General features: G+C 66.1%; 22 protein-coding genes. 2 read left to right on the forward strand and 20 right to left on the reverse strand.

The features are described from left to right. Positions 1 to 224: 224 nt before the first annotated feature. The 20 genes from VGL40_10820 to VGL40_10915 form a co-directional block, all read right to left on the reverse strand. Positions 225 to 1058 carry a GNAT family N-acetyltransferase gene (locus VGL40_10820; GenBank protein HEY3315752.1) on the reverse strand — a complete coding sequence of 278 codons (834 nt, stop codon included), beginning with the start codon at positions 1056 to 1058 and terminating at the stop codon, positions 225 to 227. Positions 1059 to 1248: 190 nt separating this feature from the next. Next, the gene (locus tag VGL40_10825) at positions 1249 to 2061 is read right to left on the reverse strand and encodes a peptidoglycan-binding protein (GenBank protein ID HEY3315753.1); all 813 of its coding nucleotides are present in this window, start codon (positions 2059 to 2061) and stop codon (positions 1249 to 1251) included. Positions 2062 to 2320: 259 nt separating this feature from the next. Then, complete coding sequence (locus VGL40_10830; GenBank protein ID HEY3315754.1) at positions 2321 to 2851, reverse strand: DUF5698 domain-containing protein; 531 nt, start codon at positions 2849 to 2851, stop codon at positions 2321 to 2323. A 49-nt stretch (positions 2852 to 2900) separates the two neighbouring features. Next, the gene (locus VGL40_10835; GenBank protein ID HEY3315755.1) at positions 2901 to 3227 is read right to left on the reverse strand and encodes a hypothetical protein; all 327 of its coding nucleotides are present in this window, start codon (positions 3225 to 3227) and stop codon (positions 2901 to 2903) included. Positions 3228 to 3415: 188 nt separating this feature from the next. After that, positions 3416 to 4036, reverse strand: a complete 621-nt coding sequence (locus tag VGL40_10840) for a SatD family protein (GenBank protein ID HEY3315756.1) — start codon at positions 4034 to 4036, stop codon at positions 3416 to 3418. A gap of 227 nt (positions 4037 to 4263) precedes the next feature. After that, positions 4264 to 5784 (reverse strand): IS1634 family transposase, encoded by a 1521-nt coding sequence (locus VGL40_10845; GenBank protein HEY3315757.1) that lies wholly within the window; start codon positions 5782 to 5784, stop codon positions 4264 to 4266. Between the two features lie 348 nt (positions 5785 to 6132). Further along, on the reverse strand, positions 6133 to 6450 hold the full coding sequence (locus tag VGL40_10850) for a DUF6092 family protein (protein ID HEY3315758.1): 318 nt from the start codon (positions 6448 to 6450) through the stop codon (positions 6133 to 6135). Continuing rightward, positions 6447 to 6992 (reverse strand): nitroreductase family protein, encoded by a 546-nt coding sequence (locus VGL40_10855; protein HEY3315759.1) that lies wholly within the window; start codon positions 6990 to 6992, stop codon positions 6447 to 6449. Before VGL40_10855 ends, VGL40_10850 begins: the two co-directional genes overlap by 4 nt. Before the next feature lie 3 nt (positions 6993 to 6995). Beyond that, entirely contained in the window at positions 6996 to 8042 is a 1047-nt protein-coding gene (locus VGL40_10860; protein HEY3315760.1) for an aminopeptidase, read from the reverse strand. A gap of 15 nt (positions 8043 to 8057) precedes the next feature. Then, positions 8058 to 9131 carry a hypothetical protein gene (locus tag VGL40_10865; GenBank protein HEY3315761.1) on the reverse strand — a complete coding sequence of 358 codons (1074 nt, stop codon included), beginning with the start codon at positions 9129 to 9131 and terminating at the stop codon, positions 8058 to 8060. A 49-nt stretch (positions 9132 to 9180) separates the two neighbouring features. After that, complete coding sequence (locus tag VGL40_10870; protein HEY3315762.1) at positions 9181 to 9882, reverse strand: aspartate/glutamate racemase family protein; 702 nt, start codon at positions 9880 to 9882, stop codon at positions 9181 to 9183. Further along, positions 9879 to 10643: an aspartate/glutamate racemase family protein gene (locus tag VGL40_10875; GenBank protein HEY3315763.1), complete on the reverse strand. Its 765-nt coding sequence runs from the start codon at positions 10641 to 10643 to the stop codon at positions 9879 to 9881. The genes VGL40_10870 and VGL40_10875 overlap by 4 nt, the downstream gene beginning before the upstream one ends. After that, a complete protein-coding gene (locus VGL40_10880; GenBank protein HEY3315764.1) occupies positions 10643 to 11776 on the reverse strand; it encodes a DUF917 domain-containing protein in 1134 nt (377 codons plus the stop codon). Before VGL40_10880 ends, VGL40_10875 begins: the two co-directional genes overlap by 1 nt. Beyond that, entirely contained in the window at positions 11773 to 12897 is a 1125-nt protein-coding gene (locus VGL40_10885) for a DUF917 domain-containing protein (GenBank protein HEY3315765.1), read from the reverse strand. The genes VGL40_10880 and VGL40_10885 overlap by 4 nt, the downstream gene beginning before the upstream one ends. Before the next feature lie 13 nt (positions 12898 to 12910). Further along, the gene (locus tag VGL40_10890) at positions 12911 to 13927 is read right to left on the reverse strand and encodes an oligopeptide/dipeptide ABC transporter ATP-binding protein (protein HEY3315766.1); all 1017 of its coding nucleotides are present in this window, start codon (positions 13925 to 13927) and stop codon (positions 12911 to 12913) included. Further along, on the reverse strand, positions 13924 to 14934 hold the full coding sequence (locus tag VGL40_10895; GenBank protein ID HEY3315767.1) for an ABC transporter ATP-binding protein: 1011 nt from the start codon (positions 14932 to 14934) through the stop codon (positions 13924 to 13926). Before VGL40_10895 ends, VGL40_10890 begins: the two co-directional genes overlap by 4 nt. A 1-nt stretch (position 14935) precedes the next feature. After that, positions 14936 to 15829: a nickel transporter permease gene (gene nikC, locus VGL40_10900; GenBank protein HEY3315768.1), complete on the reverse strand. Its 894-nt coding sequence runs from the start codon at positions 15827 to 15829 to the stop codon at positions 14936 to 14938. A 20-nt stretch (positions 15830 to 15849) separates the two neighbouring features. Continuing rightward, on the reverse strand, positions 15850 to 16866 hold the full coding sequence (locus VGL40_10905) for an ABC transporter permease (protein ID HEY3315769.1): 1017 nt from the start codon (positions 16864 to 16866) through the stop codon (positions 15850 to 15852). 161 nt (positions 16867 to 17027) lie between these two features. After that, entirely contained in the window at positions 17028 to 18602 is a 1575-nt protein-coding gene (locus VGL40_10910; GenBank protein HEY3315770.1) for an ABC transporter substrate-binding protein, read from the reverse strand. A 173-nt stretch (positions 18603 to 18775) separates the two neighbouring features. After that, complete coding sequence (locus VGL40_10915) at positions 18776 to 19231, reverse strand: aspartate/glutamate racemase family protein (protein ID HEY3315771.1); 456 nt, start codon at positions 19229 to 19231, stop codon at positions 18776 to 18778. A gap of 251 nt (positions 19232 to 19482) precedes the next feature. Here VGL40_10915 and VGL40_10920 point away from each other — a divergent pair, with 251 nt between their 5' ends. Together VGL40_10920 and VGL40_10925 are read left to right on the forward strand one after the other, a co-directional pair. Next, complete coding sequence (locus tag VGL40_10920) at positions 19483 to 19866, forward strand: hypothetical protein (GenBank protein ID HEY3315772.1); 384 nt, start codon at positions 19483 to 19485, stop codon at positions 19864 to 19866. 557 nt (positions 19867 to 20423) lie between these two features. After that, positions 20424 to 23540, forward strand: a complete 3117-nt coding sequence (locus tag VGL40_10925) for an Ig-like domain repeat protein (GenBank protein ID HEY3315773.1) — start codon at positions 20424 to 20426, stop codon at positions 23538 to 23540. Positions 23541 to 23592 lie beyond the last annotated feature (52 nt).

Genomic DNA, 23592 nt, shown 5'->3' on the forward strand with positions numbered 1-23592 from the left:
GATGACCCGGAGGCCGGCGACCGATGACCAGCAAGTACACGCCGTTGGCCTTGAGGAAAGCCCCGGCGTCTGCCGGGGCTCAGGCAAGGGGTTCAAAGCTTGCAGCCACTTCAGAAGGCTTCATTGTGAAAATTGCGTGGGGACAAGGACCGCGTCCGAATGAGAGCAGCGTCCTCATGAGAGCAGCGTCCTCACCAGAGCGGCATCCCCAGAGAACCGTGCGTTCACTTCCCTCCGAGCGCCTGGGCCACCTCGTCGCGAAAACGTCCACCCTCGGTCACGTGGACGTAGATGGGACAGCCGTCGATGACGGCCTCGGCCGCCGGCCAGTCCTCCGCGGCCGGGTCGCGCCAGGAGTCGACGAAGAGGATCTCGTGCTTGGGCGAGGCTTCTCTGATCTGCTTGGCCATCTGGTCGGCGAAGACGTAGGACCACTGGCAGTGCGGGGTGTAGAAGACGAGGGCCCGGCCCGACGGGAGAAGGTTGCCGCGCCGCCCCGTGACCGAGCGGGCCTTGGCCCGCTCGTACTTGCCGTGCACTTCAAGGTACATCTCCCGGGTCCCGTCCGGTCCCGGCGCGAAGCCGAACCTCCGGTACAGGTCGGACATGGATTGGCCCTCGCCGGAGTCGAAGAGGGGGGCGCGGATGAACCTGACCTGCCGTCCGGCCATGGCCTTGAGCTTGCGGGTGCGGACCTCCTCGAGGAAGTTCTCGAGCAGGGCCGAGCCGAGACCTTGCCGGCGGTGTTCGGGGGCGCCGGTGTAGACGCAGTAAAGGACGATCACGTCGCGCCGGGCCGGGGTCCGTGGTCCGGCGTCCTCCGGGTAGAACATCAGTTGAGCCGCGGGTTTCCGGTCGAGGTAAGCGATTTTCGCGATGGGGCCGTTTGCTCGGATCACTTCAGTGAGCCATTCGCGTTTGATTCGTGCCCCTTCTGTGTGGATTGGTTGAACGGCGTGCTCTTTCGAGCATACAGCGATGAGATCATCGATGAGGGTTGGGGCCACGTCGCGAATGGCTATCCGCCGGTTGTCCGGCGGAAGCCGCGATGCGGACATCCTATCACCCCCATCAATGCGTGTTCACCGGCGAGCGCCACTTTCCTGCCGACTCCAAGGCGGCAACCGGCGTAGAAAAGAGACCCCCGCGGAAGGTCAGAAGGCCGACCGGACGGGGCTGACCCGTCGGAGCGGCCTTTCATGAACCCTGCTCTGCCCCTCTGATTGGTGGGGGGGCCCCCTGGCGGTTTTAGAACGGGATGTTCGGGAACGGAACCGGTGCCGGGTTCAGATTGTGCCGGCCGATGTGGAAGAAGGTGACCGGGCCGACCACGCCGTCGCTGCTGATATGCTCCGAATCCTGGAAGTTGGCCACGGCGGTCTCGGTCTTCGGGCCATAGAACCCATCGAGGGCCCCGGCGTAGAACCCGAGGTTCTTCAGGATGGTCTGGACAAAGGTCACGTCAAGGCCGTTGCGACCCTGGAACAGCCCCCGCCCGCCGGCAAAGGTGTAGATCCAGAAAGCATCGAAGGTGCTGCCGTCGACGTTGCCATCGGTCGGCATGTCGGTGTCGCCGTTGGCGATGGCGTCGGCCTGGAAGGCCTGCACGGCGGCCTTGTTCTTGGGCCCGAAGAGGCCATCGGCCGGGCTGCCCACGATCAGCGAGTAGCGGAAGGTGTTCAGCCGGTTCTGCATGATCTTGACGTCGCCGCCGGTCATCCCCGGCGAGAGGTTGCGGCTGCCGAACACCGGGCCACCGTAGGTGGTGTTGGGACCCACTCCCTGGCCGAAAGCGAAGAAGGTCTGAGGCCCGACGATGCCGTCAACCGACAGGCGGAAGTAGGACTGGACCCGCCGGACGGCCGCGTCGGTGGCGGCGCCGAAGACCCCGTCGATGGAAATCGTCGGCCCCAGCGGCTCCGCAGGCATGACGTCGACCATCACATCGAAAAGGTACTGGAGGACGGCCACGTCGGTTCCCCGTTGGAGGACCGGGGTCAGCTTGAGGTTCCGGCTGCCGAACGGGATAAAGGGCGGGAAGAGAGCGCCAAAACGAGCCATTGTTCCTTGTACCCCTCCTTTCCGTCTATACCCAGGTTATGCGGGTTCACGGGAACGGTGCCGGGGTCGACCGGGTGGGAGGGTTTCCCTGCCCTGGGCCGGGCCAAATGGGCGAAAGGCCCTTCCGCGAAATGGCGGAAGGGCCTGCTGTTCTCGATGGGGACTGATTGGCAATGGCGGGATGGGCGGCGGGTCGCCCGGGACGCACGTCCCGGTGGGCCGGCGTGTCCCGGTGGGCCGGCGTGTCCCGGCCTGCGCCCTACTTGTCCTTCCGGTAGTTGAAGATGCCCCCGCGCGACGACCGGGTGTCCAGGGCCGTGATGAACGACCCGGGGGCGAGCCGGTCGACCAGGGCCAGGAGGGCCCTCTGGGTCCGGCGGGCGAGGGTGACCATGAGGACGTGCCTGATCCCCTCTCGGCCCTCTCCGATCAGGGAGGTGACCCCGAACCCGCACTCCCGGGCCGCCTCGATCAGCGCGTGGGCCTGGCTCTCGTCGGCCGGGATGATCTGCATCGTCAGGGTCCCGATGGCCAGCTTCTCCTCAACCAGCATGCCGACAAAGGTACCGCTGGCAAAACCCAGGGCGTAGGCAACGATCTTGAATGGGTCGTTGAAGCCGCCGGCCATCACCCAGCTGAGGGCGGTGATGTAGATCGAGACCTCGAAGAAGCCGCAGACGGCGGCCCATCCGCGCCGGCCGCGGACGACCAGGATGGTCCGGACGGTCGACAGGGAGACATCCATGATCCGGGCGATGAAGATGAGAAAGTAGGAGAGGAAGAGTTCCATGGGGGCAACCTCCTATGGGCGCGGGACTGAGCTGTACGCAAACGCGGCATCAAAGATGCGGAAGGATGCTCTTGACGAGAAGGCCCAACCCAACCGCCGTGAGCGTGCTCGCCAGAGTGCCAACGAGATAGTACTCCGCAAGACCTTTCTTGTCCAGTTCTTTGAACCTGGCCAGAGACTTCGCGGCGATTACCAGTCCGACGCCCGAGAGTGCGTCGGCGAAGACCAGCGTCAGCAACAGTCCGCGTTCGAGGATCCCGATGTGGCGGCCGACCCGCCTTTCCACCTCCGGCGGTTCAAGGTCGAAATCGCCGGGATCGACCTGGACTACATCCAGGAGCTTTCGAACCAGGACTTCCCCCCCGAACATCACCACAACATAGGTCCACGCAACTAAGAGAACCCGATGGATTGGGCCGATCGCCGATGCGGCGACCTGCACTTGTTGACCGAGGCCAGCAGCAATAGGCGAGCGAACCGGTCCACCACGGCCAACCCAAGCTGCCGGGACGCCGAACCGTCACCTGGTCTCACCCTTTCGAAGGTGAATCGGCGCAAATCACCCTATGCTGGGTGAGCAGCCACCAACTGTCCGATGTCACGCAGGGCCGCCTCGCCTCGCCGAACTGCCGCCCAGCGGGCGGCCCGACAGCGCTTCTCGACGTTCTGCAGGGCAATTCCGAGCTTCCTTCCGGCCGCCTCGTAGGTGCCTTCCAGTTCATAGGATTGAACAGCTTCCCATTGCTCGTCCGTCCACCGCGAGAAGACGGCGTCCATCAGTTCAAGTAGGCCCCCGGCAATGACATCTGCCCGGGCGTTCCCGGAGACGACCGCCGTGCCGGGGTGTCTGCCGCCCTTGAGGCTATCCAGCGCATCCCGTGAACGAAAGAAGGCTTCGCCGGTCAAGTTCCACGATGTTTGGGCTCGTTGCTCCGGGGCCGGCCCAAGGCCGATGCCAACTCGCAGAGCGAATGGCCGGCAACGGTAGCGCAGGTGACGGACGAGCTCGGGAGCGGTCAAGTAGCCGGAACAGACGCCTTGAACCTCATCCCCGCGAGAGACGGTGAAGGGCAGTACGAGATTTGGATGGCTGAGCTCCCGAAGGCGATTCTCAAGGCTGACCTGGACGCCTTCGTATCCCCTGGAGCCAATGACGTCGGCGGTAATCACGGTCACCAGCCGCATCTCCTATTAACCCTCCCAGCGGTGAAGACGGCCACTTCACCCGCGACGCGGTGAAGCATTCGCCGGCGGGCCGCCGAATCCTCCGGCGACCGGCCCCGGTTCCCCAAAAAGGAGGCCGCCCGGGCCTGTCCGTCCAGTTTGACACCTCATTTACGTAAATCGTTGCAGCCGAAGGGCTGCAACGATCAAGGGTAGGACGTACCACAACATTGCTCTCGGGGGTCAGATTAGGCCCGTGGCAGCTCCTTCACATGCACCGGCGGCCTCATCCCCAGGGCCCGGAAGGCCAGGTCGGCATGGCCGACAAGCTCCGTCCGGGCCAGGTACCGCTGACCATCGAGGTGGATCTCCACCGCCTTCAGTTGCGACAGGTGTAAGAGTAGGTCATCGTAGCGGACGTCCTCGGCCAACTCCCTCAGCCTCCGCCGCAGGGCCACTTCCAGGACAAGGGCCAGGAAGCAGACCATCACGTGCCCCCGAATCCTCTTCTCCGTCCAGTGATAGACCGGCCTCAGGTCAAGGCCGGACTTCAGTTCTCGGAATGCTCGCTCCACCTGCCAGAGGCTCTTGTAGGAGAGGGCCGCCTCTTCCGGGCTCAGATCGCTGTTGGTCCTGATCACGTACTTGCCATCATACCGGGCTTCTTCCTGAAGGGCCTTGTCATTGATCCTCAGCTCGGCCCCGTCGATCTTCAGATACCTCCGGTAGGCGCTGTTGCCAATGAGCTGCTTGGCCTTGCCCGATCGGAGCTTGTCTCTAAGGCTCGCCACCGCTGCTTCCCGGACCTTGGCGTCGTGTTCAACTTCATCCGGGTTCAGGCAGACGACGTAGCGAATCCCGTCATGGACGACTTCTTTCACCTCGAGGTTCTTGGCCACCTTGTGGTAGCGCCCCGCCCGCGAGAGGACCTCGTCGGCCGCCTTGAGCTTTCTCATCCTCACCCCGACGAGGTATTCCAGGTGGGCGTTCTCGATCTCCTCAAGGACCTTCTTGGCAACCATTCCCCGGTCGGCCACCAGGATCACCCTTGAGAGGTTGAACCGCTCCTTCACGCTCTTCAGCACCTGGCGGAAGGTGTCCACCTCGGCCGTGTTCCCGGGGAAGACCTCGTGGGCGATGGGGAAGCCGTCCCGGGACATCAGCACCCCCACCATGATCTGCACCTGGTCGGGCCGCTTGTCCTCGGAGAAGCCGTACTCGGCCAGCCCCTCCGCGGCCCGGCCCTCGAAGTAGGTGGTCGTGGTGTCCCACAGGACGAGGTCCAGGTTGAGGTTGAAGAGATCACTCGATCGCGCGTAGACCGCCTTCTCGATCCCTTCCTTGTGCTCGTCGAGAAAGTCCAGGGCCCGGTAGAAGTGGTGCAGCTCAAGCTGCTCCCACTCGGGGCGGTGGACGGTCTTCATCCACTCGCTCACCCCGAGCTTGGACATCGGGTCCACAAGGCGGTTCAGGGCCATGGCGAAGGCGGCCTCGGCCAGGTCCGAGACGATGGCCGTGTCCGAGAGGAGCCGCTCGAACACATCCTGGAGGCCGAGGTCCTCCCAGAGCCGGCGGAAGATCAGGGCGGGGCCCCACGTCCTGGCCCACTTGGCTTCGGGGGCCAGGAGCCGGGCCTGTTTCCTGATGAGCTCATGCCGGCTGAACTTGGCCAGGCCCTCGACGAGACGGTCCAATTGGCCGTCCTCAAGCTCGTCGAGGCGCCCGAGGTTGGCGACGACCTTCTGGCGGACCCTGTCACCGACACGCACGCCGGCGACAATCTGGAGGTATGTGCGGCTGGAGCCGTCCTTGTTCTTAAAGGTCTTTGTGCGTACGAACATAGCATAATCATAGTACCATGATTACCCGGTAAATGCAATACCTTAGGGCTGCACACGTGGCACAACATTTCGAGACCTTGGAGAATCCCGCTCTTCGCGTACCAGGCCTTTGTCCGTTCCGCAGCATCCAAAAAGCCCGTCAGCTGTCAAACTAGAGTTCGAGGCTTCCGCCCCCGCCCGTGCCAAGGATGGCGCAACCGAGCAATAGGTCTTCCTGTTCCTGAAGGGTGAGGACACGCATGGGGTGAGGCTCCTTTCAGATCACCGAGGGGGACGTCAGGCGCCGGCCAGATGGTCCGCCATTAACCCGAGAACCCGATCCAGATAGACCCGGATCTCCCCCTCGCTATTGAGGCCGTAATACTTCTCCCGCTCGATTTCCCGAGCGACAGCCTTGATCGCCTCGTCGGCGAACCCGCACCGCTCCAGGGCAGCGGCCAAACGGCCGGCCGCATCGATGAGCCGGAACGGCCCGTAGTCCTTGGGTTCGTCGGCGAGGAGCTTGGCCGCCGAGAGCATGAAGGTCATCACCTTGAAGACCTCCCTGGCCAACCTGGCCCGGTCGGCCTCCGGGCCGTTGTCGACCGCGCTCATCCGGCCTCACCTCCAATGAAGGGTTGTCCGAAGCGGTTGCGATGGGCGACTTCGGCCAGGGGGCGCCGCCGCCCCTGGCGGTCCGGGCCGTCCAGGTACCCCAGGGTCACCAGAAGCTCCAGGTGGACCTCGCTCGGCAGGCCGAGGAGGCGGGAGACGGTCGGCGGATCGTACGACAGCACAGGGCAGGACCCTAGCCCCGCCGCCTGGGCCTCGAGCAGGATGTTCTGCCCGGCCATCGCCGCATCCATGGCTGGGAGGTTCTCGCTCCGGTCACCCGGGGCCCGGCGGGATTCATCGATACAGATGGCGATGACCGCCGTCGGCCGGCCGATGATCCCGGGGGCGAAGGCCATGAGCCGTTCCACCAGCCCCGGGTCGTCAACGGCGATGAAGACGCAGGGTTGGCGCCCCGACCCGCTGGGCGCCCACTGGCCGGCCTCGATTAGGCGGCTGAGGTCGGCTTCGGGGACTGGCCGATCAGTGAAGCGGCGAGTCGCCCGTCGCGCCTTGATCAGGTCCATGATGCTGCCGGTGCCCATCTGCTATTGTGCCTCCAGCTTCCGGGAGAGGTCGAGCAGTCCGGGGTGAACCACCTTGCCCTCCCGGAGCAGCGCCACGCCTTCCAGCCAGACCGAGGCGTTCAGGCAAATTCCGTCGGTATGGGACTTGGCCGGGATCCCGTTCGGCGGGGCATCGCTGGGGGCGACATAGCCGAGCCCCCACTCGGTCACTCCCCAGACCCGCTCATCTTCCAGGACGTTGCCGGTGAGACGGGCACCGGGGTTGAACCCGTAGGCGATGTGGGCCATCCGAAGCATGTTCGGATCGCCGAAGGACTCGAGCCAGGCTCGGTAGCGGAGGGCGTCCCGACCGCCGTCGATGGCCTCCACCCGGCCCTCCTTGACCGTCAACCGCACCGGAGCGTCGACGATCCGGTTCAACGGCGGGCTGATCGTCCCGTCGAAGACGATGACCCCCTCGATCGAGGGGTAAGCCGGACACCAGCTGATCTGGCCGGACAGGAAGTAGACCCCGGGAACGTCGGCCCGACCGGCGTCGCAAGAGACCGGCCGGGTCGGGTCGTTGAAGAAGTGTACGTCCGTGCCGGCCGGGGTGGTCACCCGCATCTCCTTAGCCGCCCGAGTCATCTCGGCAACCTTGGTCATGAAGGCCCGCAGCGGCTCGTGGTCGACCCTGCCGATCGTCCTGACCATCATGTCGACGTTCATCCCGACCAGGCAGATGTAGCGCAGCCGCGGGTTATCCCGGGTGGCCAGCTCAAAGGGGGTCGAATAGAGGAGCCACTGGTTATTGAACTCGATCCAGGCGTCGACCTTGGTCAGCGCGGCCCCCAGGGCCTCCACCGGCAGGGCCGGGTCGGCCGCCTTGCCGACCCCGGTCGGGCTGGCGACGGTGATGACCATTGGCTTGGCCCCGGCGGCGTGGGCCGCGGCGGCGGTGGCTTCGACCACCCGCTCGTCGGACTCGGTGTCGGCCGTGATGGCCAGGACCTCTCCGGGCTTCAGCCCCAGGATCTCACGGGCCAGGATGTTCGCCGCCCGGTGCAGTTCGTATTCGTGGATTGGCACGGGTTGACTCCCTCCCTATTCCAAAAGGCGTCCTCGCTGGATGACCATCCGGCCGTCGAAGTAGACGTCGGGTCCCGGGATGATGAAGTCTTCGTGCAGATCGGCCGGGGTGACCCCGCCGAGGTGGCTCGAGTCGCCGATGGCGATGTGGATGGTCCCCCGAATCTTCTCCGCCTCGAGGACGTTGTCCGGCGTCCGGGCGTTCGGGTTGGTCCCGATGCCGAGCTCGGCGCAGTTCCGCCGGGCCCGCACGGCCGGGCTGGGGATCCCGACCTCCCCGCCGGCCGTCAGCTCCAGCACCTTGGCCAGGGAGGCCCCGACTTCCCCGCCCCCGGAGAGCCGCTCGACCTGGCCGCCGGAGAACTCCAGGACGAGGTCTTCAGTGAGGCCGGGGTACCAGCCTCGGCCGACAACCAGACGGCCGGCCGCCGTCCCCTCGACCGGGGCGGCGAAGGCCTCTCCGGCCGGCAGGTTCCCCCAGGCCCCAGGCAGGCCGAGGAAGCCGTCGTCGGAGCCGCCTTGACGGCCCTCCAGCGAGAAGCTCAGGTCGGTTCCGGCCGGGCTGGTCACCCGAACCTGGTTAGCCTTCGTCATTAACTCGGCCAGATGCCTGGTCTCCGCCCGGACGGCGGCGTGGTCGACGGCCATCGGGCCGCCTGGCTTGAACATCGCCGCCGTGATCCCAGGCATGCTGGCTATCCGCGCCCCGGCCCGGGCTGCCTTGGCCGTCGCCTCGGTGTGGGTCAGGGAGTAGGTCGTCATCGCCAAGACCACCTGGACCTCCCTCATCCGCTCGGCAATTTCGTTCGGCACCTCGGTCCCGTGCTGTCCGACCGACGGGTAGGGGAGGAAGTCCACGTTCGCCTTGGGGAAGGCGGCACGGGAAAGATCTGCCACCGCCCGGGCTAGGACCACGCGGTCGAAGAAGTCGCGGGTCCGCCCGGCGTCCAGGTGGGCCACCTCGGCAGCCGAGGGGATGTCGACCAGGACGACGACCTTCTCGCCGTCCTTCAGACCCGTGTTGTCGCGGAGCATCGCCGCCACGGCGGGAGCCAGCACGGTGCGGTCATCTTCAGGTTCATGTGGCAAGACGGTTCACCTCCGAAGTTTTCCGACGGTCGGCCGGAGATCGCCGGACTCAGCACTCCTCGACGCGGGCGTAGACCCCCACTTTGCTGTGTCGGAGGCCAAGGTCGAAGAGCATCTGCAGGGTCTTCAGGGCGGCCGCGGCCGGCTCGACCACCGGCACCCCGAGTTCCTTGCGGATGCTTTCGGCCAACAGGGCCATGCCCGTGCAGCCGAGGACGATCACTTCGGCCCCGTCCCGTTCGATGGCCATCCGGGCGGCGGCGATGATCTCCCGAGAGGTGCCCTCAGGGTCGCTGTTCAACTGCAGCACGGGGATCTCGACGCCTATCGCCGAGGCCATCCGGCTCTCCAGCCCCAGGGCGCGGGCCTGCCGTTCCACCCAGGGACCGGTGTTCTTGAAGGTGGAGATGACCGAGAACTTGTGCCCCAGGGTCGTGGCCAGGAGCATGGAGGCTTCAGCCGGTCCGACGACCGGAATCTCGACCAGTTCCCTGGCCGCCTCGACGGCGGGATCGGCGAAGCAGTTGACCACGATCCCGTCGTAGCGGTCCCGGTTGGCAATTACCAGTTCGATGACCCCGGGGCCGCTGAAGGCCTCATCGAAGAGGGTTTCCACCGAGGCCGGGCCGGTCGTCAGGACGGCGTTATCGATCTGCATCCCGGAATCGGCGGCAAGCTCCTTAAAGTACCGGCCGGAGGTCTCGCCGAGACTGGCACCGGTGACGGGATTGATGACGAGGACCTTCTTCACTCCGCTTCCCACCTTCCGGACAAGGCGTAGCCCGAAATCTTGGCCGTTTCGGGACGCCGGTAGAGGGCCGCCCGACTGTGGCTCAGGCCGAGGTCGATGGCCGTCTCGACGAACTTCAGGGCGGCCGCGGCCGGCTCGACCACCGGGACGTCCAGCTCTTTTTGGATGCTCTCGGCCAGGGTGGCCATCCCCGTGCAGCCGAGGACGATGACCTCCGCCCCGTCCCGGTCCCTGGCCAAGCGGGCCTGGCGGACGGCCACTTCGACCGTCCGTTCGGGCTTCGAGAGCAGGTCCAGAACTGGGATCCCCAGCTCGATCACTGAAGCCAGGCGATCCTGCAAGCCAAGGACCCGGGCCTGGGTGTAGTGGCGTCCAGCCAGACTCCGCTTCACCGTAAGGACCGCGAAGGAGTGCCCAAGCAGACAGGCGAGGAGCATCGCGCTCTCGCCGGGGCCGCCGATGGGCAGGTCGACGGCTTCGCGGGCGGCGATGACCCCCGGATCGAGGAAGCAATTGACCAACATGCCGTCGCAATCCGGGGCGCCCTCGAGGACCCGCCGCAGGACCCGGGGGATAGCCAGCGTCTCGTAATACGCCCCCTCCAGCGAGCTCGGCCCGCCCTCCAAGCTGACTACGTCAATGACCGTCCCGGCTCGCGCCTGACGGCGAAAATAGGCCCCGTCCGAGTCGTCCCAGAAGTCCGTACCGACCGGGTTGATGACCATGATCCGGCGGCGGCGCGGCCCGCTCTCAGCGATCATCAAGGCTTACCTCCTTGCCGCCCGTACTTCTCCTGCACCGGGCGCCAGTCGTAGTCGAAGCCGAAGAACCGTGGCACCAGAATGTCCAGGCCGCGGGGGGTTAGCCACTCGGCGGGGGCCGGGAAGGCCAGCACGGAGACGGCCATCCCCCGCTCCGCCCGGGGATTGTTGATCGGCCGTGCCGTCTCCGTCTCGAGGACGCAGATGAGGTCCGGCGCGGTGACGTCGACCTCCTCGTCCCGCCAACCGATGATGTTCTCGTTCTTATACCAGATGCGATAGGCACTGCCGGCGCAGTCACCGGTGCCGTCGAGGCGCATCTCGCCGTAGAGGAATCCCTCGCGGTCCTCCCATTGCGGGTCGGCGGCCAGGGTTCCGGTGAAGACCCGGTAGCCGCGACCGGCGGCGAGGATGGCCGGAAACGGGTCCTGTCCAGCTTCCTGGGCCAGGCGCTTGGCCCGACCGACGCTCTCGGCGTAGGTCAGGGCGCCCTTGATAACCGCTCCCCGCTTGAGGTCCCTGGCCCGGGTCGGGTGGTCGACCGTGGCGACCATCCCGCCGCTCACCACGGCGACCGACCGGACCAGGTCCTCGGCCCGGAAGTCGTCGACCACTTTCCCGAGGACCATCGTCTCTCCGAAGCGGGTGGCCAGGGCCAGCGGGTCGATGGGCAGGCCGCCGACGTAGTAGGTGGAGAACTGCAGATCGGGCACGGCCCGTCCGGCCGCGTCGGCGTCGACGGCGGGGATCCCGGCCCGGGCGGCGACGGCCAGGGCCACCGCCGTGTTCAGCCCGCCGTACTCGATGGAGACAGTGGCCGCCACCTTCTCTCCGAGATGCCGCTCCAAGGCCCGCAAGGCGAGATAGGCCTCGGGCTCGGGGGTCCGCGGAAGTCTGGCGAAGCGGGCTTCCCGCTCCGGCGGCACCGGGGCGGTCGAACCTGTGAAATAGGGTGAGCAGGTCAAGACGCCGTCGTCCAGTTCGTCGAGGCCGATGAGGCGGAACTTGTGGCCTGCGTCGAATTCGGCCTTCACCAAGGCCAAACCCCAGGCCGGGTCACCACCGCCGCCGGTGCCCAGGATGGTACACCCCTGGAGGATGTCCTGGATCGCCTGATAACTCAGTTCCCTCACGCCGACCGGCCCCTCCTTTCGATCGGCACATAGGGACTGCTCACTCCGGCGTAGGCCGGGCCGAACAGTTCCAGTCCCCGCGGCGTTCTCCAGGCCGCCGGGGCCGGGAAGCCAATCACCGTAACGGCCTGGCCTTCGCGCGCCCCGGGGTTGATCACCGGGTCACCGGTCTGGCCGTCTAGGACGACGATGAGGTCCGGCACGGTGACGTCCACCGCCCCGTCCCGCCAGGCTGCCATGTGCTCGTTCTTATAGCTGATCCGGTAGGCCGAACCGGAGTCCGGACCGGAGCCTCTGATCTCGATCTCACCGAGGGTGAACCCGGCCTCGTCTTTCCACCAGGCCCGGGTGATCGTCCCGCAGAAGAGGTGGAAACCCTCACCCGCCTGCCGGACGGCCTCGGCCGCTTCTGTCCCGCCGGTCCCGGCGCTCTTCGCCCGGCGAAGGGCGGCGCCGATCTTCTCGGCCCGGCTTATCGCTCCCTCGATGACCTTGCCCGGCAGTTCTCTGGCCGGGAGCGGATGGTCGGCCACCCCGATCTTGTTCTGGCTGGCTACGGCCATCGCCCGGACCAACGCTTCGGCCCGGAAGTCGTTGACCACCCGGGTCAGGACGGCGGCATCGCCGAACTGGTTAGCCAGGCCCATCGGGGCGATGGAGACTCCGTTGATGAAGAAGGTCGAATGGATGAGTTCCGGCACTGAGCGCCCGGCGGGGTCGCCATCGACCACCGGGACGCCGAGATTGGCCGCGCTGGTCAGGGCGCTGGCCGTGTTACCTCCGCCAAGCTCGGTTGAGATCACCGCCCCAATCTCTTTTCCCAGGTACGCGGCAAGGGCCCGGGCGGCGATGATCGACTCCAGCTCATTAACCCGGGGCAAACCCTCATAGGCAGCAACCTGTTCCGGCGTCAGGGGCGAGATCGAACCGGCGAAGTAGGGGGATACGACTAGGACGTCGCCGGGGAGTTCGTCCGCCGAGGCTAGCCGGACCACCTTCCCCGCAACCGCGTCGGCTCGGATCATCTTCAGCCCCGTTTCCAGGCTTCCGCCGCCGCCGGTCCCCAAGATGGCACAACCTACCAGGATGTCCTCGATCTCTTCCAGAATCAGTTCACGCACGACTCTTCCTCCTTCAAGCCCGCCCATTTAGGTGGCAGGCCAGCTTGCGTCCGTCCCCCAGGTCAACCATCGCCGGTTCCTCGGTCGCACAGACGGCCAGCCGCTCCGCGCAGCGCGGGTGGAAGCGGCACCCCGAGGGCGGGTTAGCCGGATTCGGCACGTTCCCCTCGAGAATCTCTTCCTGGCCCCGCTGCGTCGGGTCGGGTACCGGGACCGCGGCGAGGAGCGCCTTGGCGTAGGGGTGGAGCGGGCGGCGGAAAACGTCCTCGACCCGCCCCTGCTCGACGATTTGCCCGAGATACATGATGGCCACGTTATCGCTGAGGTGGTTAACCACGCTGAGGTCATGGGAGATCAGCAGGTAGCTTAGGCCCAGCCGATCGCGGAGGCCTTTCAGCAAGTTGAGAATCTGCGCCTGGACCGAAACGTCGAGGGCCGAGGTCGGTTCGTCGAGCACGATGAACTCGGGATTGAGGGCCAGCGCCCTGGCGATGACGATACGCTGCCGCTGGCCACCGCTGAACTCGTGCGGGAAGCGGTGGAGGTGCTCGGCCCCCAGACCGACTTCCTTGAGCAGAGCAAGGACCTTGGCCTCGACCTCTTTCCGGCCCAGGTGGAGGTGCGTGGTCAGGGGCTCGGCGACGATGTCCTTGATCGTCAGCCGCGGGTTCAAGGCCGAGTAGGGGTCCTGAAAAACGATCTGCATGTCCCGCCGCAGCCGCCGCATCCCCGGGGCATCCAGGTGGACGATGTCCTGGCCGCGGAAGCGGATCTCGCCCGCCGTCGGTTCAAGGAGGCGGAGGATAACCCGACCGAGGGTGCTCTTCCCGCACCCCGACTCCCCGGCCAGCCCGAAGGTATGTCCCTGCTCGTCGATGGTTAGGTCGACGCCGTCGACGGCGCGGACCCAGCTGGCCGCCTGGCCGAACACGCCGGCCCGGACAGGAAAATGCTTCTTGAGGCCCTTCACCTCGAGAACTGGCGGGCGGGCCTCGGCGCCAGCCTCGCCGATGGCAGTCGTGACCCTCACCTCACCACCCCCTTCCAACAAGCCGCGAAGTGATCGGGCCCAACCGCGGTCAGGGCCGGACGCTCGGTCCGGCAGGAATCCGCGGCCTGCGGGCAGCGCGGCTGGAAATGGCAGCCCGGTTCGGGGCGGGTGATCGCCGGTACCGTCCCCTCGATCACCGGGAGGGTATCCCGCCTCTCCCCCAGGCGTGGGATGGCTTTCAGGAGCAGGTCAGTGTACGGGTGGGCCGGCCGCCTGAAGATCTGCAGGGTCGGCCCGAGTTCGACGACATTCCCGGCATACATCACCGCCACCCGGTCGGAGACCTTGGCCACCACCCCGAGGTTATGGGTGATGAAGACGATCGAGGCGTTGATCTGCGCCCTCAATTCGCCGATCAGCCGAAGGATCTGGGCCTGGATGGTCACGTCGAGGGCCGTTGTCGGCTCGTCGGCCAGGAGGAGGTCCGGGTTCGAGGAGAGGGCCATGGCGATCATCACCCGTTGCCGCATCCCGCCGCTCAACTCGTGCGGGTAGTTCCCGAGGATCTTCTCCGGGTCGGGCAGCCGGACCAGGTTGAGCATATCCAGCGCGCGCTGCCGGGCGGCCCGCCAGGGGACCTTCGCGTGCTGGGCAATCACCCGGGTCAGGGGTTCGCCCACCGCGAAGACCGGGTTCAGCGAGGACATTGGGTCCTGGAAGATCATCGTGATCTGGTGACCACGGATCTCTCGCATCTCGGCCTCGGTACGCCGCAGGAGGTCCTGCCCCTTAAAAATGATCTCGCCCGACTCGATCTGCACCTTCTTCTCCGGCAGGAGACGGAGGATTGATAGGGCGGTGACGCTCTTCCCTGAACCGGTCTCGCCGACCAAGCCGAAGATCTCCCCGCGGCGGATGTCCAGGCGGCCGATGTCCACCGCCCGGACGTTCCCGCCGAAGGTGCGGAAGGTCACGACCAGGTTTCGGATCTCCAGGATGGGCTCCCGGTGGGGGATCGGTCCAGCGCTTAAGTCGATCGCCCCCATGTTACACTTCCCTCGTCTTCGGGTCGAGGATTTCGCGCAGTCCGTCGCCGACGAAGTTGAAGCCCAGCACGGTGAGGAAGATTGCCAACCCAGGGAAGGTGACGTACCACCAATTGGTCATGAAGAAGTTGCGCCCGATGCTGACCGTGAGCCCCCACTCCGGCTGCGGTGGTTGCGCCCCCAGGCCGAGGAAGCTCAACGAGGCCGCCTCGAGGATGATCGAACCAAAATCCATCGAGGCCTGGACAATGATCGGGGCGATGGCGTTGGGTAGAACATGACGAAAAATAATCTTGATGGGTGAGACCCCCGTGGCCCGGGCCGCCTCGACGAACCCCCGCTCCCGGAGGGCGATCGCCTGGCCGCGGATGAGCCGCGTGTACCACGGCCACCAGGCGATGGCGATGGCGATCATCGCGTTGACCAGGTTCGGACCGAGCATGGCCGAGATGGCCGTCGCCAGGAGGAGCGGCGGGAAACTGAGGAAGACGTCGGTGACCCGCATGATCACTTCGTCAACCCCCCCCCCCACAAATCCCGCCAACAGCCCCAGGGGCACTCCGATGAGGAGGGCCAGGCCGATGGTGAAGATGCCGACCCCTAGCGAGATTCGGGAACCGTAGACCACCCGGCTGAAGATGTCCCGTCCCATCTCATCGGTCCCGAACGGATGCTGCAGGCTCGGTGCGAGGAGCGAACGCTCGGTGTGAACTTCCGAGCGGGCGTCCCCCGGGTAGGGGGCGATGACCGGGGCGAGGAGGGCGACCAAGACCAAGCCGCAGACGATGAATAATCCGATCATCGTCAGGAGGCTCTTCTTGACAAGGTAGACATCGTAGCGAAGGGCCTGCAGCGAAGCGGAAGCTCGAGTTCGGCCGATTTCCGTGGCACTCATTGGGCGATCGTTCCCTCCTCTCAATTGGTCTTGATCCGCGGGTCGAGGATGGCGTGAATAATATCCACGCCCAAGTTGAGAGCGACGTAGAGGGCGGCCACGAGGATGGTCACGCCCATGATCGCCGGGTAATCGGCGGAGATGACCGAGTTGGCGGCGTAGTGGCCCAGCCCAGGCCAATTGAAGACGGCCTCGATGAGGAAGGTCCCGGCCATCGAGTAAGCAAAGGTCAGGGCGATCACCGTCACCGTGGGGGCGACGGCGTTCTTGAGCGCGTACTGGTAGGTGATCCGCCGCTCGGAAAGCCCGTAGGCCCGAGCGACCCGAATGTAGTCCTCGTTCAGGACCTCCAGCATCGACGACCGGGTCATCCGGGCGATCAGCCCGAGGGGGTAGGCGGCCAGGGTCAGGGCTGGTAGGAAAAGGTGCCAGAGGCTGTTAAAGAAGACGACCGGGTTGCCGGCCAGGATCGAGTCGACGATGTAGGACCCGGTGACGGTGGGGATCTGGTAGCCGAGTTTGAGGCCCAGGTCCAGGCGGCCCCCCACCGGGAAGAGCCGAAGATACTTGAAAAAGACGAGTTGCAGGATCATCGCCATCCAGAAGGTGGGGAGGGACACTGCCCCGATGGAGATGGTCCGGCTGACATGGTCGACCGCTCGGTCCTTGTGGGAGGCGGAGATTACCCCCAGGGGGACGCCGATGATGATGGCCATGACCATCCCGCTGATGATCAGTTCCAGGGAGGCCGGCAGGTAGTTCTGAATGTCCTTGAGCACCGGCTGGTGGCTGACGATGGAAACCCCCCAGTTGCCCCGGAACAGGTCGGACATGTAGCGGACGTACTGGACGTAAATCGGCTTGTCCAGGCCCAGCTCGACCTTGGCCCGCTCGATCTGCTCTATCGTCGCCCGGGGCCCGACCCAGCGGGCCGCCGGATTCGAGGGGACAACGCGGGCGATGAAAAAGGTCACGATGGTCGTTCCCAGGAGGACCACCAGGCCCAGAAGCAGGCGACGGATGATGAACGACCTCATGAGGGTCACCTCGTCCCAATTCGATTATGGGGGGAGGCGGCCGGCCAGCTAGCGGCGTGTGGACGCCGCATGCCGGGCGGACCGCCTCCTCGTCCGTGACTCTTGATCTCTTCAGGGTGACCGAGCACGGTCAGGCCTGGTGGCCGGGACCGGCCGGGCCTTTACTTGCCTTCCCGGTAGGTGTTGTAGAAGAAGACGACATGCGGGTAGGCCGGATTATCCGTGTACCCCTTGAGGTTCGAGCGGATGGCCCGAACGTATCGCTGGTCATAGATGAACAGCGAGGCCGCGTCGTCGATGAGCAGCTTCTGAGCCTGGCTGTATTGCTGAATGGCCTTCGCCCGGTCCGAACCCGAAAGGCTATGGGCCTCGTCGACCAGCCGGTCGAGCTCCTTGTTGTAGTAGTATGACAGGTTGAAGTTGATGCTATCTTCGGTGTGGAACATGTTGACCAGGAAGTCATACGGGTCGGCGTACGTCGGCCACCAATAGAAGAGGAAGATGTCCTGCCGCTGCTTGGGATCGGTCGCTTTGGCCAGGTCCCACTGCGGTTCCCAGACCATCTGCCTCGTCTCCAGATTGATATTGAGCTTGGCGAAGGAGGCCTTCATCAACTCGGCGATCCGCCGTTCAAACTCGTCTCCCGAGGCGTAGGTGAGGACGAGCTTTAGGCCGCCGTTTGGGTACCCCGCCTTGGTCAGCAATTCCTTGGCCTTGTCCAGGTTATAGGAGTACTGAAAGAGGTTGTCATCGTGACCCCACAGCCCGTTGGGGACGGCCCCCCGGGACTGGGTGGCGTATCCCTTCATTACCCCTTTGACAATCTCATCGTAGGGCATGGCGTAGGAGATGGCTTGACGGACGAGCGGGTTGTCGAGGGGAGCCTTCTTCGTATTGAGCAGCCCGAATAGGCTCTGGTAGGATGGTGAGACGTTGATTGTCACGTTAGGGTCGTTCTTCAGCTGATCGATCTGCTCGAAGGGCAATTGGTCAACGAAGTCGGACTGCCCCGACTGGAGCATCTGCGCCTTCGTCGAGGCTTCGCTGACCTGCTGGAAGACCAGCTGGTCAAAGTGCTTACCCTGCCAGCCGCCCCAATAGCCATCGAACTTCTTGAGGATGGCCTCTTCTTTGCCCTTGAAAGAATCCAGCGTGTATGGTCCGGTCCCGGCCTCGTGGCCTTTCTCGAACCAGTCCTCGCCGTTGTCCTTGATAACCTCGGGATCGAAGATGTGGGCCCCGTAGCCGGAGGCGACAATCAGGTCCAACGGGGCGGCGAACTTGAGATCGATCTCCAGCTTATAGGGGTTGAGAACCTTGATCTCCTTGACCGGGGTCCAGATGAAGGACGCTCCCTTCCCCCGCTTGATGCAGCGTTCGAAGGAATACTTGACGGCATCGGCGGTCATCTCGTTCCCAGTATGGAACTTGACCCCCTTGTGTAGGTCGAAGGTCCAGGTCAAACCATCGGGCGAGACCTGATAGCCGGTGGCCAGCAGGGGGACGGTCTTCTTTTGCTTGTAGTCGTAGCGCAGCAAGGTTTCGTATATGTTGTTGAGGACGATGATTTCGTTCGAGAAGCTGTCGCTCGGGTCCCAGAAGACGACCACCTGGTTGGTACTGGTGTAGACGGCCACCGACGGCTTGGTAAGCTTCGCACCTCCGCACCCGGCCGTGCCGACAACGAGAGCGAGAATGAAGACGGCCGCCGTCGCCCTCACGAGTCTTGATTTCACCCTGATCCCTCCATGCCCTGTTGTTCTACCCGGGCCCTCCGCCTCCGTCGACGAGGGCGACATGGGCGGGTCGGGCCAAAAGTTTGGACTATGTATTCCACGGATATGCAGACATCCCTCTTTTGGGACAGGCGAAATCCGCGAGAGCGGCTAGGGGAAGCCGTTTCGAACGGTCAGGTCCGGTGCTTCACCGTCGGTGAGGGAGCCGACCGCCTGCTCTGGGCCAGGCCCATGGCGATCAGCGATTGGATCAGACAGAACGCGGCCGGGGTGGGCTCGATCACCGGCGCCCCATAGCGCCGCTCGATCTCGGCCTTGACCCCGGGCATCGCCCCGCAGCCCAGGACGACCGCGTCGCAACGGTCTTCTAAGATGAGTTCACCGGCCACCTCAATCAGGCGGGCGGCTGTCCGCCGCTCGTCGGCCATCTCCACCACCGGGATGTCGAGCGAGCGTACCGCCCTCAGCTTGCCGCCGTTGTAACGAGAGGTCTGCTGCCAGGTGACGTAGACGTCGGCCGGCAGGACCCCGATGATCCCGTAGTGGTCGGCCACCGCCTGGGCGGTCACGCAGGCCGCCTGGCCGATCCCGACGGCGGGGACGGTCGCCGCCTCGCGGGCTCCGGCCAGTCCCGGGGCAAATCAATTGGGGGGAGCCGCGGACTGGGCGATGGGGCCGTGGTTTTTGCTGCCTGATGGTTGCTTCGGTCCCCTTCACCACCCGCCACAGCACTCCAGTCCGTGGGATCGAGTTCGGGGCCAACGTCGTGAACTCCATCACCCCGAAGTCGAAGACGTAGAGGCACTTACCCGTCTCGTCGAAGCGAACCGCGGTGATTCGCTTGAAGCCCTGGACCAGCCGACCGGCCCGGGGCTTCCGTTTGTTCTTGATGAACCAGGAGACCTGGCCGGTCGTCCGGTCGATCTTGAGCACGCCGGCCGGGGTCGGGGCGAAGTTCCGGCCGGTGAGGGGCTGGCCGTCGCCGAAGGTCCCGACGAACAGTGCGTTCTCAGCCCCGAAGGCCGCCGTCCCTACGGCGGTCTTGGTCGGCGACTCATGGGTGGTCAGGCCGACGAAGGGCGGCTCGACCAGCGGCGGGTTCTTGATCAGCGGGTCGCGGTTCTGGCCGCGGTCGGAGGCGAACTTCGGGTCGCTCAGGGGCGTCGTTCCGGCGAAGTCTGGCCAGCCGTACCAGGCCCCCGGCTTGACTTTCTCGACCCAGTCGGGGCTGTCTTTGACCGCCCGGCCGCCGCGGTCGTCGTAACCGAGGTTGGTCGCGTAGAGCGTCCCGTCGGGGGCAAAGGCCGCCCGTAGGGGTTCCGGAAGCCGTCGGCGTAGGTCTCCATTTTCCCCGACGCTTCCGTCAGCCGCCCGCCGGCAGCTTCCGGGTCTTGGCTTTATTATCAAGCGTTGCCGGGGGGATTATCTCCGGCCCAGGCGAACCACGCCGGTTGGCGACCGCGAAACCCTGAGTTGATAGTCCGTGTCCCCTGGGGCTGGCCCTGCTGATGCCGGCGCCCCCATCTGGCTGCGGGGTCAAGGCTTTGACACCGTTTGGGAGTAACTGGTAGAATCAACTCGACAGGCCTCCCCGGTTTGTCGAATCTGGACCGGGCGGCACCGGATAGCTTAGGCTGCCCCGAGGCCTGCTGCTTTCGCCACCCTCAACATCAGCGCCCAGCACCATGAGTTGGCGGCCACCAGTTCCATCGCCGACCGTAAGGACTCATCCTGCTGGGCGCACGGACGCGCGTCAGAGCATACTCTGGCGCGCCTGCTTTTTCCGGTCCGGGAATCTGAGCCCTAAGGAGGCCACGATCGATGGAAGAGCGCAGAAGTCTGGTTCAACGCCTTTCCGGCCTGCTCCCAATGGTCCGCTTTGGTCTGTGGTTGATGCTGCTCCTGGCGGTGGGCTTCACCCCGCTGGCCCTCCTGTCGCCGTCGGCGGCGGCGGCGACGGAGGCCGCCTCACCTGACCTGAGGGTATCGGTAGGCCACCCAATGGACTTCGTCCCAGGCAGTTACGGGCAGTTCGTGATCGACGTCGGAAACGTTGGGAGCGGGCCCACGGATGGCCCTGTCACGGTGGACATGTCCCTGTCCCCCGGTCTCTCGGCCCAGATCATCAGTGCCCTGAACTGGAAGCCGACCTTCAACCCGTTACGGTGCACGCGTTCGGATGCCTTGAAGCCGGGAGCCTCGTACGAGCCCATCTTCCTGTGGGTGGAGATGGCCTCTCCCCCGCCCCCGACCGCCGCCGTGACCGTCACCATCAGCGGAGGCGGCGACGTGAGTCCGGCGAACAATACGGCCACCGATGCCGTCGCCCTGGGCCGGCCGACGGTGACCACGCTGACCAGCGATGTCAACCCGGCGACGTTCGGGCAGCCGGTGATCCTGACCGCCACGGTTAGGCCAGCCAACGGCAGCGGGACGCCTACGGGCACGGTCGCCTTCAGGGACGGTGCAGCCGACCTGGGGATGGCGGTCCTGGCGGGCGGGCGAGCCAGCCTGACCCGGTCCACCCTGGCCATCGGGGGGCACAACCTGACGGCGATCTACGCCGGTGATGCGGCCTTCAAGGGGAGCGACTCGCCGCCGCTGGCCCTTGAGGTCGGCCCGGCCGTCGGGGTCCTAACGGCCGTCGAAGTCAGTGGCAAGCCGGGGTCCACCGCCTGCCTCGAGGCCACCCTGACCCCTACGGTCGCCGGGCGGGTGATCGATTTCGCCGTCGGTGCGGTCGGCGTCGGCCGCTCGACCACTGACGCCTCCGGTCGGGCGGCGCTGTCCTGGGTCGTCCCTCTCGGCACACCGGCCGGCCCCTCGGCCTACACGGCCACCTTCACCGGGGACTTGAGCATCACCGGGACGACAGGCACCGCCATGTTGACCATCGCCGATGTCCCGCCCGTCCTGGCCCCCGTGGCCGACCAGCGCAACCTCGAGGGTCAGGCCGTGACCCTGGCGGTCATCGGCTCCGACGACAACGGTGACCCCCTGTCCTATGGGGCCACCGGCCTACCGCCCGGTCTCAGCATCAACACCGATTCGGGGGTCATTTCCGGGACCATCTCAGGCACGGCCGCCGGGGGTAGCCCGTATGGCGTGAAGGTCACGGTGACCGACCTCACGGCGAACGGCTTGGGGGACGGCCCTTTGAGCGACAGCGCCAGCCTGACCTTCTCCTGGACGGTGGACCACGATGACGTGCCCCCGACTTGGCCGGCCGCTGCCTCTCTGGCCCCTTCGGCGGTCACCGAGGACGGCCTGGTCCTGACCTGGCCGGCGGCCGCCGATAACGTGGCCGTGATCGACTATCGACTGTACCAAGACGGGTTCTTGGCCGCCGAGACGGCGGCCACGGCCCACCAAATCACGGGGTTGACCAAGAATACGGCCCACAGCTTCAAGGTCGAAGCCGGCGACCCGGCCGGCAACTGGAGCGCCGACGGTCCCACCGTGTCCGCGACAACCGCCCTCGGAGTCCCCATCCTGAGGGCCGCCCCCGAGAGTGGCTGGCTGCGGGCTGGTGACGTCATCACGGTGGGCTTCCCCGGACAGCCCGGCGTGGCGGCATCCTATGTGCTCACCTATCAGCAAAGCCCGGACGGGTCGGCCTTCGGGCCCGGTACGCCGATCGCCGGCAGCTTCGTTGAGGACGGCGGCCAGGTCTATTCGGCGGTGATCCCCATCCCGCCTGATGCCGGCTATTGGCGCGACCTTAACCTGGCGGTCCGGGCGACCGATCCGACGGGGGCCACGTGGGATACCGCCCTCGGCCTGGGTTGCCTGGTCGACACGGTTCCCCCGACCATCGTCAGCGCCGAGGCCCGCGTGACCCCGGCCGCGGGCGCGGAGGCCCTGGCGATCAGCCTCGTCAGCGAAACGGGCCTGACGGCGGAGGCCGTCCTGACCACCCCGGCTGTCCTGACCGCTCCCACCTCCACCGGCGACGCCATCCGATCACAGGCGGCCATGGCTCTCACCGTCCCGATGGCTGAGGACCCCTCGCTTCCGGGTCACTACAGCGGCGCCTATACGGGTGCGACAGGCTATCAGAACCTTCAGGTCACGGTCCGGGCCGTGGACGCGGCCGGGAATGAAGCGCAGGCCCCGGTCGCCGTCCCGGCCCCGAGCGATCACCCGGCTCCCGCCGTGGCCAGCTTCACTCTCGTCGCTCCGCCACGGCGGGTTGGCGGCGTGGCCTACTATCGTTCCGGCGAGACCCTGTCCTTCGAGGTGGTCATCGGGCCCGGTCCGAACGGAGGCCGCGCGGGTTCTGGCCGCGACGGTCCCGGGCGCACCGGCCCTGGCCGCGACGGCCCTGGACGCACCGGTCCCGGGCGCGCCGGTCCCGGCCGTACCGATCCCGAACGCGTCGTCCTGACCATCCCCGGGGCCTCCCTCGCCGGCCTCGTCGACGGAGCCCTTCTCCTGACCGAGCTGCGCCCCGGCTCCGGGGTCTACCGCGGCTCATGCAAGGTGGCCGAGGGAGACACGACCACCAGCCCGCTGAACCCCGGGGGTGTGGTCCGGGCCGAAGCCACGGTGATGGACTTCGCCGGCCGGCAGACCACGGCGGTCTCGACCTTCCGCCTGGCGGTCGACACTGTCCCGCCCGCCGCCACCGGTCTGACGGGGGGCCCGCAGCTGACCGTCGGCGCGGCAGCCATCCTGCGGTTCACTCTCACTGAACCGTCGCTGGTCCTGATCGAGAGGCAAAGGGAGGGCGGAGCCTGGGAGAAGACCCAAGCCCACAAACCGGCTTACCTACCCGCCGGCCGGCGGGTCGCCGCCGTCGCCCTGCCGATGCCCGGCGCCTACCACTTCCGCCTGACGCTGACCGACCGGGCATCGAATACGCGGACGGTCGAATTCCCGGTGACGGTGACCAGATTGAGTCCTCCTCCCCACAAGCCGCCGGCCACCGGCCCATGATCATCCCGTCCCGGGCTGAGGCCCGGGGCAGCATCCCCGAAAACGAAGGACC

It is taken from the genome of Bacillota bacterium, from assembly GCA_036504675.1.
Lineage (GTDB): Bacteria > Bacillota > Sulfobacillia > JAJYWN01 > JAJZPE01 > DASXUT01.